This window comes from Listeria grandensis, from assembly GCF_014322885.1.
In the GTDB taxonomy this organism is placed as follows: Bacteria; Bacillota; Bacilli; order Lactobacillales; family Listeriaceae; genus Listeria_A; species Listeria_A grandensis.
Genome location: NZ_JAASUG010000013.1, coordinates 27,380 through 42,218, shown reverse-complemented (window position 1 = coordinate 42,218; position 14,839 = coordinate 27,380). Strand labels below are relative to the sequence as shown.

General features: G+C 43.2%; 13 protein-coding genes. 5 read left to right on the top strand and 8 right to left on the bottom strand.

Annotation, left to right across the window (positions count from 1 at the left end):
• Window positions 1-68: 68 nt before the first annotated feature.
• The 3 genes from HCJ54_RS14075 to HCJ54_RS14065 are packed head-to-tail and all read right to left on the bottom strand — an operon-like array spanning window position 69 to window position 2,708.
• Window positions 69-827, bottom strand: coding sequence for an iron ABC transporter ATP-binding protein (locus HCJ54_RS14075; RefSeq protein WP_187138096.1), 759 nt, complete (start codon window positions 825-827; stop codon window positions 69-71).
• On the bottom strand, window positions 824-1,765 hold the full coding sequence (locus tag HCJ54_RS14070; protein WP_187138095.1) for an iron chelate uptake ABC transporter family permease subunit: 942 nt from the start codon (window positions 1,763-1,765) through the stop codon (window positions 824-826). Before HCJ54_RS14070 ends, HCJ54_RS14075 begins: the two co-directional genes overlap by 4 nt.
• The gene (locus HCJ54_RS14065; RefSeq protein ID WP_185527220.1) at window positions 1,758-2,708 is read right to left on the bottom strand and encodes an ABC transporter permease; all 951 of its coding nucleotides are present in this window, start codon (window positions 2,706-2,708) and stop codon (window positions 1,758-1,760) included. The genes HCJ54_RS14070 and HCJ54_RS14065 overlap by 8 nt, the downstream gene beginning before the upstream one ends.
• A gap of 226 nt (window positions 2,709-2,934) precedes the next feature.
• Here HCJ54_RS14065 and HCJ54_RS14060 point away from each other — a divergent pair, with 226 nt between their 5' ends.
• Window positions 2,935-3,105, top strand: coding sequence for a hypothetical protein (locus HCJ54_RS14060; protein WP_159101111.1), 171 nt, complete (start codon window positions 2,935-2,937; stop codon window positions 3,103-3,105).
• Window positions 3,106-3,157: 52 nt separating this feature from the next.
• Here HCJ54_RS14060 and HCJ54_RS14055 read toward each other — a convergent pair whose 3' ends face one another.
• The 3 genes from HCJ54_RS14055 to ald form a co-directional block, all read right to left on the bottom strand.
• The gene (locus HCJ54_RS14055) at window positions 3,158-3,388 is read right to left on the bottom strand and encodes a lipopolysaccharide assembly protein LapA domain-containing protein (protein WP_036065876.1); all 231 of its coding nucleotides are present in this window, start codon (window positions 3,386-3,388) and stop codon (window positions 3,158-3,160) included.
• An 80-nt stretch (window positions 3,389-3,468) separates the two neighbouring features.
• Window positions 3,469-4,470 carry a bifunctional threonine ammonia-lyase/L-serine ammonia-lyase TdcB gene (gene tdcB / locus HCJ54_RS14050; protein WP_187138094.1) on the bottom strand — a complete coding sequence of 334 codons (1,002 nt, stop codon included), beginning with the start codon at window positions 4,468-4,470 and terminating at the stop codon, window positions 3,469-3,471.
• Window positions 4,467-5,570: an alanine dehydrogenase gene (gene ald, locus HCJ54_RS14045; RefSeq protein ID WP_187138125.1), complete on the bottom strand. Its 1,104-nt coding sequence runs from the start codon at window positions 5,568-5,570 to the stop codon at window positions 4,467-4,469. The genes tdcB and ald overlap by 4 nt, the downstream gene beginning before the upstream one ends.
• Before the next feature lie 352 nt (window positions 5,571-5,922).
• Between ald and HCJ54_RS14040 the strand changes: the two genes are divergently transcribed.
• The 4 genes from HCJ54_RS14040 (at window position 5,923) to HCJ54_RS14025 (ending at window position 11,923) form a co-directional block, all read left to right on the top strand.
• Window positions 5,923-8,028: a BglG family transcription antiterminator gene (locus HCJ54_RS14040; protein ID WP_187138093.1), complete on the top strand. Its 2,106-nt coding sequence runs from the start codon at window positions 5,923-5,925 to the stop codon at window positions 8,026-8,028.
• A 100-nt stretch (window positions 8,029-8,128) separates the two neighbouring features.
• A complete protein-coding gene (locus HCJ54_RS14035) occupies window positions 8,129-9,319 on the top strand; it encodes a glycine C-acetyltransferase (protein WP_187138092.1) in 1,191 nt (396 codons plus the stop codon).
• A 232-nt stretch (window positions 9,320-9,551) separates the two neighbouring features.
• Complete coding sequence (locus HCJ54_RS14030) at window positions 9,552-10,523, top strand: L-threonine 3-dehydrogenase (protein WP_185411532.1); 972 nt, start codon at window positions 9,552-9,554, stop codon at window positions 10,521-10,523.
• 74 nt (window positions 10,524-10,597) lie between these two features.
• Complete coding sequence (locus HCJ54_RS14025) at window positions 10,598-11,923, top strand: APC family permease (protein ID WP_187138091.1); 1,326 nt, start codon at window positions 10,598-10,600, stop codon at window positions 11,921-11,923.
• 85 nt (window positions 11,924-12,008) lie between these two features.
• Here the strand turns inward: HCJ54_RS14025 and HCJ54_RS14020 are convergent, their stop codons facing one another.
• A complete protein-coding gene (locus tag HCJ54_RS14020; RefSeq protein ID WP_187138090.1) occupies window positions 12,009-13,493 on the bottom strand; it encodes a peptide MFS transporter in 1,485 nt (494 codons plus the stop codon).
• Window positions 13,494-13,590: 97 nt separating this feature from the next.
• Window positions 13,591-14,772, bottom strand: a complete 1,182-nt coding sequence (locus tag HCJ54_RS14015; RefSeq protein WP_187138089.1) for an iron-containing alcohol dehydrogenase — start codon at window positions 14,770-14,772, stop codon at window positions 13,591-13,593.
• Window positions 14,773-14,839 lie beyond the last annotated feature (67 nt).

Below are 14,839 nucleotides of genomic sequence, written 5' to 3'. Positions count from 1 at the left end.
ACCCTTATTTATCTATTTTTAAAGCTATTATTCCGTGTCATACCAACCGTTTCGCACCCTCACCTCCTTTATTTAAAATACACGCCAATCCGGTCATTATTAATCAACGAAATCGGAATATGCATATCAAAAACTTGCGCCAACACATCTTCCTGAATCATCTCCGCCGTGCTACCATTCGCCACAACCGCGCCATCTTTCAAGGCCACAACCGAATCCGAATAACACGACGCAAAATTAATATCATGCAAAACCAACAACACCGTCTTGCCAAGCTCATCCACCAAACGCCGCAACAGCTGCATAATTTGCACCGAATGCTTCATATCCAAATTATTAAGCGGCTCATCCAGCAAAATATAATCCGTATTCTGCGCAATGATCATCGCAATATAAGCCCGCTGCTGTTGACCGCCACTAAGCTCATCCAAATATCGCGAAGCCAAATCACGCAATTCCATATAATCCAACGCCATCTCAATAAACGCCTCATCATCCTTTTGCAATCGTCCTTTCGAATGCGGAAAACGTCCAAATGCCACCAAATCTCGAACCGTCAAACGCATCGTAACATGATTACTCTGCTTCAAAATCGACAACCGTTTCGCCAAATCATCCGACTTCCAATCACCGAGCGCCACGCCATCTATCAAAACCTCGCCACTATCGGATTTCATCAGCCGCGCAATAATCGAAAGCAACGTACTTTTCCCCGCACCATTTGCTCCGATAAAGGAGACGATCTGCTTTTCCGGAATCACCAAATCGATATCTTGAAGCACTGATTTTGTTCCATATTTTTTCTGCAAGTTCCGTACCTCAATCATAATTTCGCCCCTTTCAAAAGCAAATACAAGAAATATACGCCGCCACATAAATTGATAATCACGCTGATTGGCGTATCGAAATGGAATAGCCTTTCTGCTAGCAACTGCCCACCAACGAGGGCCACCAAACTAATCAGACTCGCTCCAATGAGCAATTCGACATGGCGGTGCGTCTTCAAAAACTGATACGTCACATTCGCCACAATCAGTCCCAGAAACGTAATTGGCCCGACAAGCGCCGTCGCAACTGAGACCAAGACAACAAGAATAAGCAACAGCTGTTTCACAATCCGATTATAAGGAACGCCCAAATTAACCGCATGATCCTTACCCAAAGACAGCACATCCAAATACTTCACAAATCGCAATAAATACATCATCGCCAGCAGAAAAATGAGAATAGCAACCACTAATATCGACGTGTTCACATTATTAAAACTCGCAAACATTTTATCCTGTACAATCTGGAATTCATTCGGATCAATCAACATTTCCATGAAAGATGAGAAACTCGAGAAAAAAGTCCCGCAAACGATCCCGACAAGTAACAAGAAATAAATATTCCGCCCGTTCCGCTTAAACATCAACCAATACAAAACAAGTGCAAATCCCATCATCAACAGCACCGACAAAAAGAAATTCCAGCGTCCACTCCCAGCTCGCATCAACGCTTGTGAGCCAAAAATAAACACAATCGACGTCTGCAAAAGCATGTAAAGCGAATCCAGCCCCATGATGGAAGGCGTTAATATTTTATTTTGCGTAATCGTTTGAAAAATAACCGTCGAAACCGCAATCGCAACGCCCGTAAACACAATCGCAAGGAGTTTCATCGACCTGAGTTCCAAAGCAAAAGCTGGATTCCCACCCAAGAATAAAAATAAATAACACGCCATCAAAAGTCCGACAATACCTGCTAAAATCCAATTTTTACGCATAGACTTTTCTCCTCATCAGCAGATAAATAAAAATCGCACTACCGATAATGCCTACCATCAAACTGATCGACACCTCATAAGGATAAATAATCACTCGTCCCAATACATCGCAAAACAGCAAGAACGTAGCGCCAAAAACGGCCGTATCAAATAGCGTTTTCTTCATATTATCCCCACGATAAATCGAGACAATATTCGGCACAATCAATCCCAAGAAAGGAATCATGCCCACCGTCAGGACAACCGATGCCGTGATAAACGCCACAATGACCAGGCCAATCCGCATAATCGCCTTATAAGAAAGCCCCAGATTGCGTGAAAAAGTTTCGCCCATTCCCGCCACTGTGAATTGATTCGCATACAAATACGCAATCACAATGAGCGGAACGGCAACGTAGAGCAATTCATAACGCCCTTTTAGTACCATCGAGAAATCGCCCTGAAGCCACGAAGAAATATTTTGAATCAAATCAAATTTGTATGCAAAAAATGTCGTAATCGAGCTAAGTATCCCACCAAACATCAACCCGACTAACGGAATAAAAATCGTATCTGTAAATGGAATCCGTTCCAATATTTGCATAAATATAAATGTACCTAATAATGCAAATAAGAAAGCCACACCCATTTTCACTAAAGGACTCGCCGTCGTAAACACGAGCAACGATACAAGTATTCCGAGTCTTGCCGCATCCATCGTCCCTGCCGTTGTAGGCGAAACAAACTTATTTTGCGTCAAACTCTGCATAATCATCCCACAAATACTGATCCCAGCTCCCGCCAAAATAATACTGATTAGCCTAGGGATTCGGCTTATCCAAATAATGTCCCATTGTTCCTTTGTTAATTCAAAAATATGTAATATAGAAATCTTCTGTACCCCGACAAATACCGAGAGTAGCGCTAGTCCAATAAAAACAATAATAAGTATCGCTCTCTTCAAGCAACCACCCACCTTTATAATTGAGAATGATTTTCATTATCGTTTATACACCCCATTCTAATAGATATTAGGGTAGCTTGTCAACCGTTTATTTATTATTGAGCGCATAAAAAATACCCCTCCTACACAGAGAAGCACTCCTATTTCCCATTAATTATTTCACCTTATGAACTAGTGTTTTAATCTATATTTTTGGGGAAAGGAACAAGAAAGGAGGTTTTAAAAAATGACCAATTCTAAGAAAAGTCAGACCTCGCAAGCGATTCAAACACCAAAAATCAGTGACGCTCTTCCACATGACAAAGAAAAAAAGCCATTTGCTGAAAATTTGCATGGGAAACCGCATCAACAAGTGCATGATTCCCATCAACAATTTCACCGTAAAATTCTAAAATAAAACACCAATCTCCAAAGACCATGAAACGAGGCCTTTGGAGATTTTTTAGCGGCTATTTTATTGGATTTTTCACAGCTTTACGCTTCTTTCTTGCTCGGTAGTAATTCAGACAAATAACGAGCAAGGCTCCTGCCACCACAGATCCTAAAATAACAATAATAAGCGGCCATTGTACCGTCCAAAACAGTAATTTCACATCTACCGTTCCCATATTCGTCGTACCAAAGATAATAATCAAAATAGCGATAATAATACCGACAATCGCTTGCCACTGCACCTTCATTGCACTCACTCCTCTCCAAAGCTCTAACTTCCTTTAAGTATACCCATTTTGGAAAAGAGTTACAATGAAAGTGATTGCGATTACTGAACTACTTCACTTGAAAAGAAATGTTCGCAAACTTGTGAAATTCGCTCTAAATCGACATTTCCACCAGAGATGACACACACCACATTCTTCCCTTTGACATAGTCTACTATTTTATCAGAAACAAGCGCTGCGGCACTGAGAGCTCCAGCACCTTCTACAACGGCTTTTCCGCGCTGTAACAGATCTTTCATGGCTTGCTCTAATTCGCTTTCTGAAACTGTGATAATCTCATCCACCAATGCTTGTACAGTTGCAAAGGTGATGTCACCAGGTACTTTGACAGCACAACCGTCAGCCATCGTTGGCGCTTTATAATGCGGCGTTATTTTCCCAGCGTCAAACGAGGACTTCATCCCATGCACATTTTCTGCTTGTACACCGATAATCCGAATGTTTGGATTGAAGGATTTGAGGGCGATCGCGATACCTGAAATCAAGCCACCGCCGCCAATTGGAACGATGACGGTATCGACATCCCACATATTATCCAAAATTTCCAAACCGATGGTGCCTTGTCCCGCAATCACCGCTGGATCATCATACGGATGCAAAAAAGTTCGCCCGGTCCGTTCTGCGATTTCAATGCATTTTTCTTTGGCTTCATCGAACGTTTGCCCATATAAAACAACATCGGAGCCGTAACCTCTCGTCGCATCAATTTTGGCTTGAGACGCGGTTTCGGGCATCACGATCTTACTATTGATTCCAAGTAATTTCGAGGATAGTGCGACACCTTGTGCGTGATTTCCTGCCGAACACGCGATAACGCCATGCTCTTTTTCAGTCGTTGTCAGAGCGGCTATCTTATTGTAGGCTCCACGAAATTTGAAGGAGCCTGTTAATTGCATGTTTTCTAACTTTAAGTAAACATTTGCTTCTGCAACGCTTGTTAAGTAGAATGATTTTACAAGCGGTGTTTTGCGGGCATTATTTTGAAGGACTTCTTTCGCTTTATTAATATCCCAAATATTGACGTGTTCATTGGTTGTTATCATTGGGGCACCTCGCCAGGTTCCATTCCTAGTGTCTCAGCAAGGCTTTTTGAGGTAATTTCCCCTTGATGAATGTTGAGGCCGCTCGCTAAAGATGGGTCTGCTAACATGGCTTGTTCTAGCCCTTTATTGGCAATAGCCAGCAGGTATTCGATGTTCCCCGTTGCCAGTGCCATCGTGGAGGTTCTAGGCGTTGCGCCCGGCATATTCGGCACCGCGTAATGGATAACTCCGTGCTTGATAAAAGTAGGGTTATCATGTGTCGTATAATGCTCGATCGTTTCCACTGTTCCGCCTTGATCAATAGCAATATCAACAATAACACTGCCCGCTTTCATTGATTCTACCATGTACTCTTTCACGATTTTTGGTGGTTTTGCTCCAGGTATGAGGATGGTAGAGATGAACAGATCTGCGTTCTTGATTTCTTGTTCCAAATTTTCCGTAGTCGACGGCAAAACTGTTACTGCTTGGTTCGCGTAATGTTCTTGTAAATAGGTTATACGTGCTGCATTCAGCTCTAAAATCGTCACATCACAACCAATTCCTATCGCCATATCACACGCATTTATCGCTGCATTTCCGCCACCAAGTATCACAACATGCCCAGCCGGAATATTTTCAATCCCTGATAACAAAATTCCTTCACCTTGATGCTGTTTCTCTAAGTAATAAGCTCCCATGAAAATCGCGCGGCGCCCAGCAATAGCACTCATCGGTTTCAACAAGGTCAGCACGCCATCTTTTTCGATAGTTTCGCCACCAATCGCTGTAGCACCAGCCGTTAAAAGTGCCTCCACACAAGGTTTTGATGCGGCCAAGTGTAAGAATCCCCAAATAATCTGTCCTTCTTTGAAAAAAGGATATTCGGAGGCTTGCGGCTCTTTCACTTTCACAACCATATCAGCCATCCACGCCTCGGCTTGATCAACGATTATGGCGCCCGCTTCCACATATTCTTGATTACTATAACCAGAGCCAATTCCCGCATCTTGTTCTACCATCACAACATGATCTTGATCCACCAATTTTTGCACATTTTCTGGTGTCATTCCAACTCGTGCTTCACCGGCTTTTATTTCCTTAACAACACTTATTTTCATCATGAACACGTCCTTCTTTAAATTCTGTTTGCGAGTACAGAATAGCATCATAAAAGAAACGCTGTCAAATCAAGTTTGATAATTATTTCACAAATCATATCAGATTGATTCTTCCCAAAAGTATTGCGCGCCAACGCCTGCAAACACTAGCAAAAGCACTCATTTTGCGCCTTGATATAACTTTGTCCAACTTTTCACTTTCAAATCTGGACAAATTAGCAGTATGTTTGTATTGCTTATATGCAAGCGGAGTCATAGTATAAGGGTGTAAGGTGAAACTTTAGCAACGCAAGAAATAACATGCACAAAGTAGCTTTCACGGGGGAAAAATTCTGCGAAAGGAAGAAGCATAATGTACCTATCTGCACGCTCCCGAATCATTTTAGAGAAAATCTTATCGGTACCTAGCGATATCTCGATTGCGCAACTCGCGTCCTATCTTGATGTTAGCGAGCGAACCGTGCGGCGTGATTTAAAAGAAGTAGCCCAAACATTGAACGACTTCAAACTTACACTCGTGAAACACGGTAGCCGACTCACCGTGACGGGAGCAACCGTTCACCGCGACCAGATTCAAAAAAATATATTAGAACTTGTCAATAATGAATTCACACCTTTTGAGAGACAACAAATCATCTTGCGGGTGCTTTTAAACGAATCCGAACCAGTAAAATTGATTGTACTTGCCAATGAATTATCAGTCACCGTCGCGACGGTCAGCAGTGATTTAACGCGACTTGAAGAAGATTGGAACGGCAAAATTCATATCAAACGAAAGCGCGGTATTGGGGTTCTACTAGAAGCTTCTATTTTAGAAAAGCGCGAACTCCTTTGGGAATTGCTTTTGATGACGATTCCGAAAATCAAACTATACCAGATGTTCAGCGATATGCTAGCTGAGAAAGCGAATCAAATAGACGACCGAATCGCCGACTTCATTGATGTCTCCCTTCTGCAGATGTGCGATCCGATTATTAGTAAATGGATGAAGAAGCTATCGTATGAAATTAGTAACGATTCCTACATGAATTTGCTTATTTACCTCATGATTACGATTCAGCAGATTCCAAAAGGGAAAATTATTACAAAGAGTGAAGGCAATCATGTCTTTTTGCAGGAATATCCTGAATTTGATATTGCCGAACGCATTTTACGTGACTGTTTGCCAGACATGGTGGAAATACCGGAGAGTGAGATTACTGAACTGACAATGCTAGTACTTGAATCCGAGATCCGCAAAGGGCAAGATGTTTTCTATCGCAATGAGAAAGTGCAAGCCATTCGGATCGCGAAGAAGCTCATTTCACGCGTTGCCAAGGAAATCGATACACCGCTTTCCCAAATCAATGTTTTAAAAGGACTCACCGAACATATCCAGTATTCCATTATCCGATTGAAGAAAAAGATGCCCATGAGTAATCCGTTGCTCGAAATGATCAAGGCAGAATTTCCGGAGCTTTTCCAGATTGTGCATAACGCTGCGTGTGACGTTTATCCTTTCAAACAAATACCCGAGGAAGAGACTGGCTTTATCGTTCTTCATTTTGAAGCTGCCATTATTCATTCCGAAAACATGCGACCGTACAGCGCACTCATCGTCACTTCGCGCAGTAGTGGTATCCATACTTGGCTACAAGCAAGGTTTAGGAAGCGCTTACCTAAATTAAAAAAGATGAAATTCATCACGCCGATCGATCTCATGAAAGAAACCAATCTAGAAAAATACGATATGATCCTATCAACATCTCATTTGGAGAATTTTACGCATGATTATCAATTTATCAGTATTTTTTTCACAGATCATGAAATCAATACCATCAATAAAAAGCTGGAGAAAATTGCGAATCGGAAGCAAAGTGAAGTCTTTCCGATGGATGCCACTTCAACGACTGATTTCGACATCGCCTTGTCTGGTTTGACCGCAATGCAATGCTATTATAACTTGATTATTTCCCTTATCCAAGCAACGCATTTCACAACAAGTAGCGTGATGACCCGTAATTTAGAAGACAATCTACGCGCTTTCAGTCAAGAAATCGCGCAAAAAACCGACCTTTCGGCGGATAACCTTTATGCTCAGCTTAACCAACACGAAAGTAAGCGTAAAATCTTGGCCTGCGGAACAAATACGGCCATGTTTCTTATCAACACAGACGTCACTACATCATCGGTTCACATCTTCAACTCCAAACATAATCTAGAAATGCATGTCGCCTCAGAAGGTAAAATCAACATCGCAAACATTCTCGTCTTCCTACTTCCAAGTACACTGTCAAGCGAAGAAATCGAGATTTTCACCTATCTGATTACGATGCTTACCGAAGATGAAATCGCAACCACGATGATCGAGTCTGGCAATCCCGAAAAAATCAAGAGCCTGATTCTCTCCATACTTCAAGAATTTTTAGAACAGAAAAATATCAACCATATGGGGACCGATCGCTCGCTTGGTTTCTAATCTTATTTTGTCATTACCGCGCGTGCCCCTTTTTCAACCCCATCCGAAAATTTCAGCATGCGTGATAATATATAAAAACTTTTTAGGAGGAATCTCTCACATGACGAACAACGTTTTAAATGACTTTCTAGAACCACAATTACAAGCCTTACGAGAGCAAGGCCTTTACAACACGATTGATACGGTAGAAGGTCCTAACGGCGCAAAAATTAAAGTGAACGGTGCCGAACTGATCAACCTGTCTTCCAATAACTATCTTGGCTTTTCAAATGACGACCGCCTTAAAAAGAAATGCATCGAAGCTACCGAACAATATGGCGTTGGCGCTGGTGCCGTCCGGACGATTAACGGAACGATGACCATCCACAATGAACTTGAGGCACGCCTTGCCGAATTCAAGCACACCGAAGCAGCGATTGCTTTCCAATCCGGTTTCAACTGTAATATGGGGGCAATTTCCGCTGTCATGACAAAAAAAGACGCGATCATTTCCGATGAACTAAATCACGCATCGATCATTGATGGCTGTCGCCTTTCTGGTGCTAAAGTATTGCGCGCCAAGCATCAAGATATGGATGACCTTCGCCGCGTCGCCAAAGAAGCAACCGAAAGCGGTCAATATGAAAAAATTATGTACATCACAGATGGCGTTTTTTCCATGGATGGCGATGTTGCCAAAATCCCGGAGATCGTTGCTATCGCTGAAGAATTCGGCTTAATTACTTATGTAGATGATGCGCATGGCTCAGGTGTTATGGGTAAAGGTGCTGGAACCGTCAAACATTTCGGTATGTCCGATAAAATTGATTTCCAAATGGGCACACTTTCCAAAGCCATTGGTGCGGTCGGTGGATACGTGGCTGGCTCTCAACAATTAATCGATTGGCTCAAAGTCCGCGCTAGACCGTTCCTATTCTCAACATCCCTAACACCAGGAACCGCAGCCGCATGTATCGAAGCTATCGACATCATGGAGAACGATTCAGAACGCATGGATAAATTATGGGAAAACGGTACGTATCTTAAATCGGGCTTAGCAAAATTAGGCTTTGACATCGGTCATTCAGAAACACCCATTACACCATGCATCATTGGCGATGAAAACCTAACACAACAGTTCTCCCGCCGTTTACTAGAAGAAGGCGTTTATGCCAAATCGATCGTCTTCCCAACCGTTCCAAAAGGCACTGGCCGCGTTCGTAATATGCCAACCGCTGCCCACACAAAAGAAATGCTCGATGAGGTGCTTGCAACCTACGAAAAGGTCGGTAAAGAGCTAAACGTGATTTAAAAACTGCATACGTCTCTTGGGAAAAAGTCGACACACGTCCACTTTCCTTCCCAGTGCAGAACACACATATCACTCATTATGTGTCGAAAAAACACAAAAAAGAGCCAATCGAGTGTACATTCGTCTCAATGCGCACCCAACCGATAACTCTTTCTAACACCAAATTTAATTATATCATGAATGTGTCGCAACATATAAAAATACGATTTCAAATCCAATGGAGGTTTTTTTAATGAAAAAAGTACTTATTACAGGTTGCTTAGGTCAAATTGGTTCTGAATTAACGATGCGTTTACGTGCCGATAATGGTACAGATAGTGTTATCGCAACAGATATTCGCCGTATCGCCGGCAACGAAGTAATTGAAAGCGGTCCCTTTGAGATTTTAGATGTGACCGATAAGGATAAGATGATGGATATCGCACGTGAATATGAAGTCGATACCATTATTCACCTGGCAGCCCTTCTTTCCGCAGTTGCCGAAGAAAAGCCACAACTAGCTTGGAACCTTAACATGGGCGGACTTGTCAATGCTCTTGAAGTAGCCCGCGAACTCAATCTGAAGTTCTTCACACCAAGCTCGATTGGCTCATTTGGACCGGGCACACCCGCCGAAAACACACCACAAGATACGTTGCAACGGCCAACCACAATGTACGGTGTTACCAAAGTCAGCGGTGAACTTCTATGTGACTACTACTTCCAAAAATTTGGCGTGGATACCCGCGGCGTTCGCTTCCCTGGCCTCATCTCTTATAAAACCTTACCAGGCGGTGGAACAACCGATTATGCAGTAGATATTTATTATGAAGCCTTGAAGAACAAGAGCTACACCTCCTTCATTGGCAAAGGAACGCACATGGATATGATGTATATGCCAGACGCTATTGATGCCATCATCAAACTGATGAACGCGGATCCAAAACGTCTCGTGCATCGCAACGCCTTTAATATTACCGCAATGAGCTTCGAGCCAGAACAAATCGCTGCGTCGATTCGCAAATTTATTCCTGACTTCGAACTAAAATATGATGTCGATCCAGCTCGTCAAGCCATCGCTGACTCATGGCCAGATTCCCTAGACGCTAGTTGTGCTAGAAACGAATGGGATTTTGATCCACAATATGACCTAGACCGTATGACAAAAGATATGCTAGAAAAGCTGACAAAAAAGCTAGAAAATGATACAGTAGTAAGGCATTAATTAATTTCTATTTTTACAAAAACAACTGTTTGCGGTGTTGCTATGTCATACCGCAGACAAGCGAGGGGAAACATATGGAAAATCAGAAACTTAAAAAAGAGATTGGCTTCTTTACCGCACTAACCATTGTTATGGGGACTGTTATTGGTTCCGGTGTATTCTTCAAACCGGAGGCTGTTTATTCAGCAACTGGAACTGCAGGATTAGGCTTGCTAGCTTGGATCCTCGGTGGTGTCATCACTATTTGTGGAGGGCTAACCGCAGCCGAACTTTCCGCGGCCATCCCACAAACCGGTGGAATGATGATGTACCTTCAAAAAACGTACGGCAAGCTAACCGCATACTTACTTGGCTGGGCACAGACGGTTATCTACTTCCCAGCAAATATCGCGGCCTTATCCATTATTTTTGCAACACAAGTCGCTAATCTTTTTGGCACTGGCGATCATATCATTGTCCCAGTTGCCATTGCTGCAGCAGTTTTCATTATGCTCATGAACTTTATTGGCGCAAAAGTAGCGGGCTCATTTCAAGCCGTCACAACAATTTGTAAACTAGTACCACTTATCTTAATTATTATTTTTGGACTTTTTCATCAAGGGGACGTTGCTTTTCGTTTATTCCCGATCAGTGTAGAAGACCACCCATTTTTGACAAGCCTTGGTTCCGGCCTTGTTGCAACAATGTTTGCTTATGATGGCTGGATTCACGTTGGTAATATTGCCGGCGAAATGAAAAACCCGAAAAAAGATTTGCCAAAAGCGATCGTATTCGGACTAACAGGTGTCATGCTCGTCTATCTATTGATTAATATTGCTTATTTATTCGTGATGCCTGCTACAGCACTCGCAGCTACAGCAACACCAGCATCTGACGTAGCAAACATCATCTTTGGCTCGATTGGCGGGAAGTTGATCACCGTCGGAATTCTAATCTCCGTTTTTGGTACTATCAATGGCTATACGATGACCGGAATCCGTATTCCATACGCAATGGCCTTAGATAATCAACTACCATTCAGCAACTGGTTCAAAAAACTTGGCGCTAAAAGTAGTGTTCCGTATAATGGTGGAATTGTCGTACTCCTCATTTCGATTATCATGATCTTCACCGGGAAATTCAACCAACTGACAGATATGCTCATCTTCGTCATCTGGATTTTCTATACACTTACATTCATTGCCGTCTTCATATTGCGAAAACGAGAACCAGAACTCGCCCGACCTTACAAAGTCCCACTTTATCCAGTGATACCACTCATTGCGATCTGTGGTGGAGCCTTCATCGTTCTGAACACCTTGTTCACACAACCAATGAACGCCGGAATCGGACTAGTTCTCACCGCAATCGGACTACCAATTTATCTTTACAAAAAGAACAAAGGACACTTCTCTGAATAACCAACTAAAAAGCATTGAAAACTGGTCTAAAATCCAGTTCTCAATGCTTTTTTTGTACTGCCTTCTTATGCACAATTTGGCGTCATTAATCCACGCCTCGCATATATTTTTTTAGTAATGGCGCGCCGAAGAAAAGTAGGATCGCAAATGCCACGGCACCAAATCCGAAAATACCGAAATACAAGATCTCCGTTTTGGCATTGAAATATTGCGTCGTTTGGGCATTAAACGCCTGAGCCATCGCATCAGATAAGAACCAAACACTCATCGTCTGGGATGCAAATGCCGCTGGCGCTAGTTTTGTCGTTGCTGATAAACCAACTGGCGACAAGCACATCTCACCCACGATACAAATAAAGAAGCTCAGCACAAGCCACATCGGGCTTACTGCTGTCGTTGTATTTCCCGCAAGAATCCCCGGCAACATCATAATCACGAACGATAGCCCTGCAAAAAACAGACCTAGCGCAAATTTTCGCGGTGTTCCTGGTTGCCTTTTTCCGAGCTTCGTCCAGATCCAAGCAAAGATTGGTGATAAAATAATGATGAACATTGGATTTAGCGATTGGAATAATCCCGGATCTAATGTAAAACTACCAACGCTCAGATCCGTTCGATTGGCTGCAAATAAAGCAAGCGTCGTGGATCCCTGTTCCTCAATCATCCAAAACATAACCGAGATCAAAAATAGAGGTATGTAAGCCGTAAGTCGCGAACGCTCATCTTTCGTCGTCTTCTTACTCGTCATCATCACAATAAAGTAAATAAGCGGAATAATAACACCCATAACGGTAACCGTCATAATGACTGTTTGCAATGTAAATTCACCTTGAAGCCAAGCTACAATCGTGCTAATAGCAACAATTCCAGCTGCTAAAGCTAACACTAGACCAGACATTTTCTTCTTTTCCGAGCTTTTCAGTGGGTTAGGAACCTTTTTACCAGCATCACGCAGATACATTTTCCCCGTAATCACGTACACGATCAAACCGACCGCCATCCCAACCGCAGCCACACCAAACCCAGCATGATAACTATTAGCCGAATTCGACACGCCCGTTACGATAAACGGTGCAATGAACGCACCCAGATTAATCCCCATGTAAAAAATACTAAAACCAGCATCCCGTCTTTGATCTCCTTTTGGATAAAGATCACCGACCACATTCGATACGTTAGGTTTCAAAAAACCAGTTCCAATAATAATGAAGAACATCGATACGAAAAGTGCCGTCGCGCCTCCTGGAAATGACAGCGCAATGTGCCCTAACATAATCAAGACGCCACCGTAAAAAATCGTCCTACGCGGCCCTAGAATCCGATCCGCCGTCCAGCCACCAATAACGCCAGACATGTAAACAAGCGAGCCATAAATCGACATGATCGCCGTCGCTGTAGCTTGAGAAAAACCAAGCCCTCCATCGACAACCGCCGTGTACATGTAGTAAATAAGAATCGCACGCATCCCGTAGTAAGAAAAACGCTCCCAGAACTCTGTGAAGAACAGCGTTGCAAGACCACGAGGATGTCCAAAAAATGTTTTAGCACTACTATCCTGAATCTCCCTCATCATCATCCCCTCTTCCCTATCAAAATCTACTATTATAGGACGCCAAACTCACAAAAAGTCCGGCGTCCTATTCACATAAAGTTAGATTAACCTATTATTACAAGGCATTTTTATAAATTTCGCGGCTGACATCAAGCGTTTGATCCCCTCGTTCAGAAATCGCCGTCAGCCCATGTTTTTCAAGCTGAGAAACGAGCGCATCCACGACTTCCTCGCCAAGCTCATACTCACTGAAATGCGTCGGAGCTCCAAGCGATTCAAAGAAAGCACGCGTTTTGTCGATAGCCGCTTGAATTTTCTCATCATCCGTCCCGTCCGTAATATGCCAAACACGCTCCGCATATTGCAACAGCTTCGCGCCCTTCTCTTCCTTACGAATCTCCAGTAGCGAAGGCAACACAATCGCAAGCGTCCGCGCATGGTCAATATGATAAAGCGCCGTAATCTCATGCCCTAACCCATGGCTCGACCAGTCACCCGGAACCCCTTTATTCAGCGTCCCGTTCAGCGCGTATGTCGCCGTCCACATAAAGTTAGCCCGCAAGTTATAATCATGATTCGACTCATCTACAACGTCCGGCCCAATCTCAATCAACGTCTCAAGCAACCCTTCTGCGAACCGATCCTGCACCATCGCACCAACTGGATACGTCATATACTGTTCCATAATATGCACAAACGAATCGATCACACCGTTCGCCAATTGACGTTTCGGCAACGTATACGTAAGCTCCGGCTCAAGAATCGAGAATTGTGGGAAAGTAACCGCGCTACCAAAACCAAGTTTCGCCTTCTTCTCAACGATACTCACCACGCCACCACTATTCATCTCAGACCCCGTTGCAGGAAGCGTCAAAACAGCCCCAAACGGCAAGGCTTCCTTAATCGGAATCCCCTCACCAATCCCACTACCAAAAATATTAATCGGCTCACTATCAAAAAGCGCGCCCGCCGCAACGAATTTCGTTCCATCAATGACAGAACCACCGCCGACAGCCAGTAAATAATTATAGCCCTCTTGCCTCACCTGCTCAATTGCGCGTACCAGCGTCGCGTATGTAGGATTCGCTTCAATCCCACCAAATTCACCAAAAGTGTGCCCAGAAAGTGCTTCACGTACTCTTTTAAGCGTCCCAAAACGTTCCACGCTTCCACCACCGTATAATACCAGTACCTTCTTATCCACTGGAATCAGTGTTACAAGCTCCGCAATCCGGTCTTTCCCAAATACGATGTGCGTTGGGTTATAATAATCAAAATTGGCAATTCCTTTATTCATTGTATAAAGTCCCCGCTTTCCTCTTGTCTTAGATTTTGTCACGTATCCATATTATCACAATTCCCAT

Coding starts and splice junctions, on each gene's coding strand:
- HCJ54_RS14075 (WP_187138096.1), bottom strand. CDS start 827: ATGATTGAGGTACGGAACTTGCAGAAAAAATATGGAACAAAATCAGTG.
- HCJ54_RS14070 (WP_187138095.1), bottom strand. CDS start 1,765: ATGCGTAAAAATTGGATTTTAGCAGGTATTGTCGGACTTTTGATGGCG.
- HCJ54_RS14060 (WP_159101111.1), top strand. CDS start 2,935: ATGACCAATTCTAAGAAAAGTCAGACCTCGCAAGCGATTCAAACACCA.
- HCJ54_RS14055 (WP_036065876.1), bottom strand. CDS start 3,388: ATGAAGGTGCAGTGGCAAGCGATTGTCGGTATTATTATCGCTATTTTG.
- tdcB (WP_187138094.1), bottom strand. CDS start 4,470: ATGATAACAACCAATGAACACGTCAATATTTGGGATATTAATAAAGCG.
- ald (WP_187138125.1), bottom strand. CDS start 5,570: ATGAAAATAAGTGTTGTTAAGGAAATAAAAGCCGGTGAAGCACGAGTT.
- HCJ54_RS14040 (WP_187138093.1), top strand. CDS start 5,923: ATGTACCTATCTGCACGCTCCCGAATCATTTTAGAGAAAATCTTATCG.
- HCJ54_RS14035 (WP_187138092.1), top strand. CDS start 8,129: ATGACGAACAACGTTTTAAATGACTTTCTAGAACCACAATTACAAGCC.
- HCJ54_RS14030 (WP_185411532.1), top strand. CDS start 9,552: ATGAAAAAAGTACTTATTACAGGTTGCTTAGGTCAAATTGGTTCTGAA.
- HCJ54_RS14025 (WP_187138091.1), top strand. CDS start 10,598: ATGGAAAATCAGAAACTTAAAAAAGAGATTGGCTTCTTTACCGCACTA.
- HCJ54_RS14020 (WP_187138090.1), bottom strand. CDS start 13,493: ATGAGGGAGATTCAGGATAGTAGTGCTAAAACATTTTTTGGACATCCT.
- HCJ54_RS14015 (WP_187138089.1), bottom strand. CDS start 14,772: ATGAATAAAGGAATTGCCAATTTTGATTATTATAACCCAACGCACATC.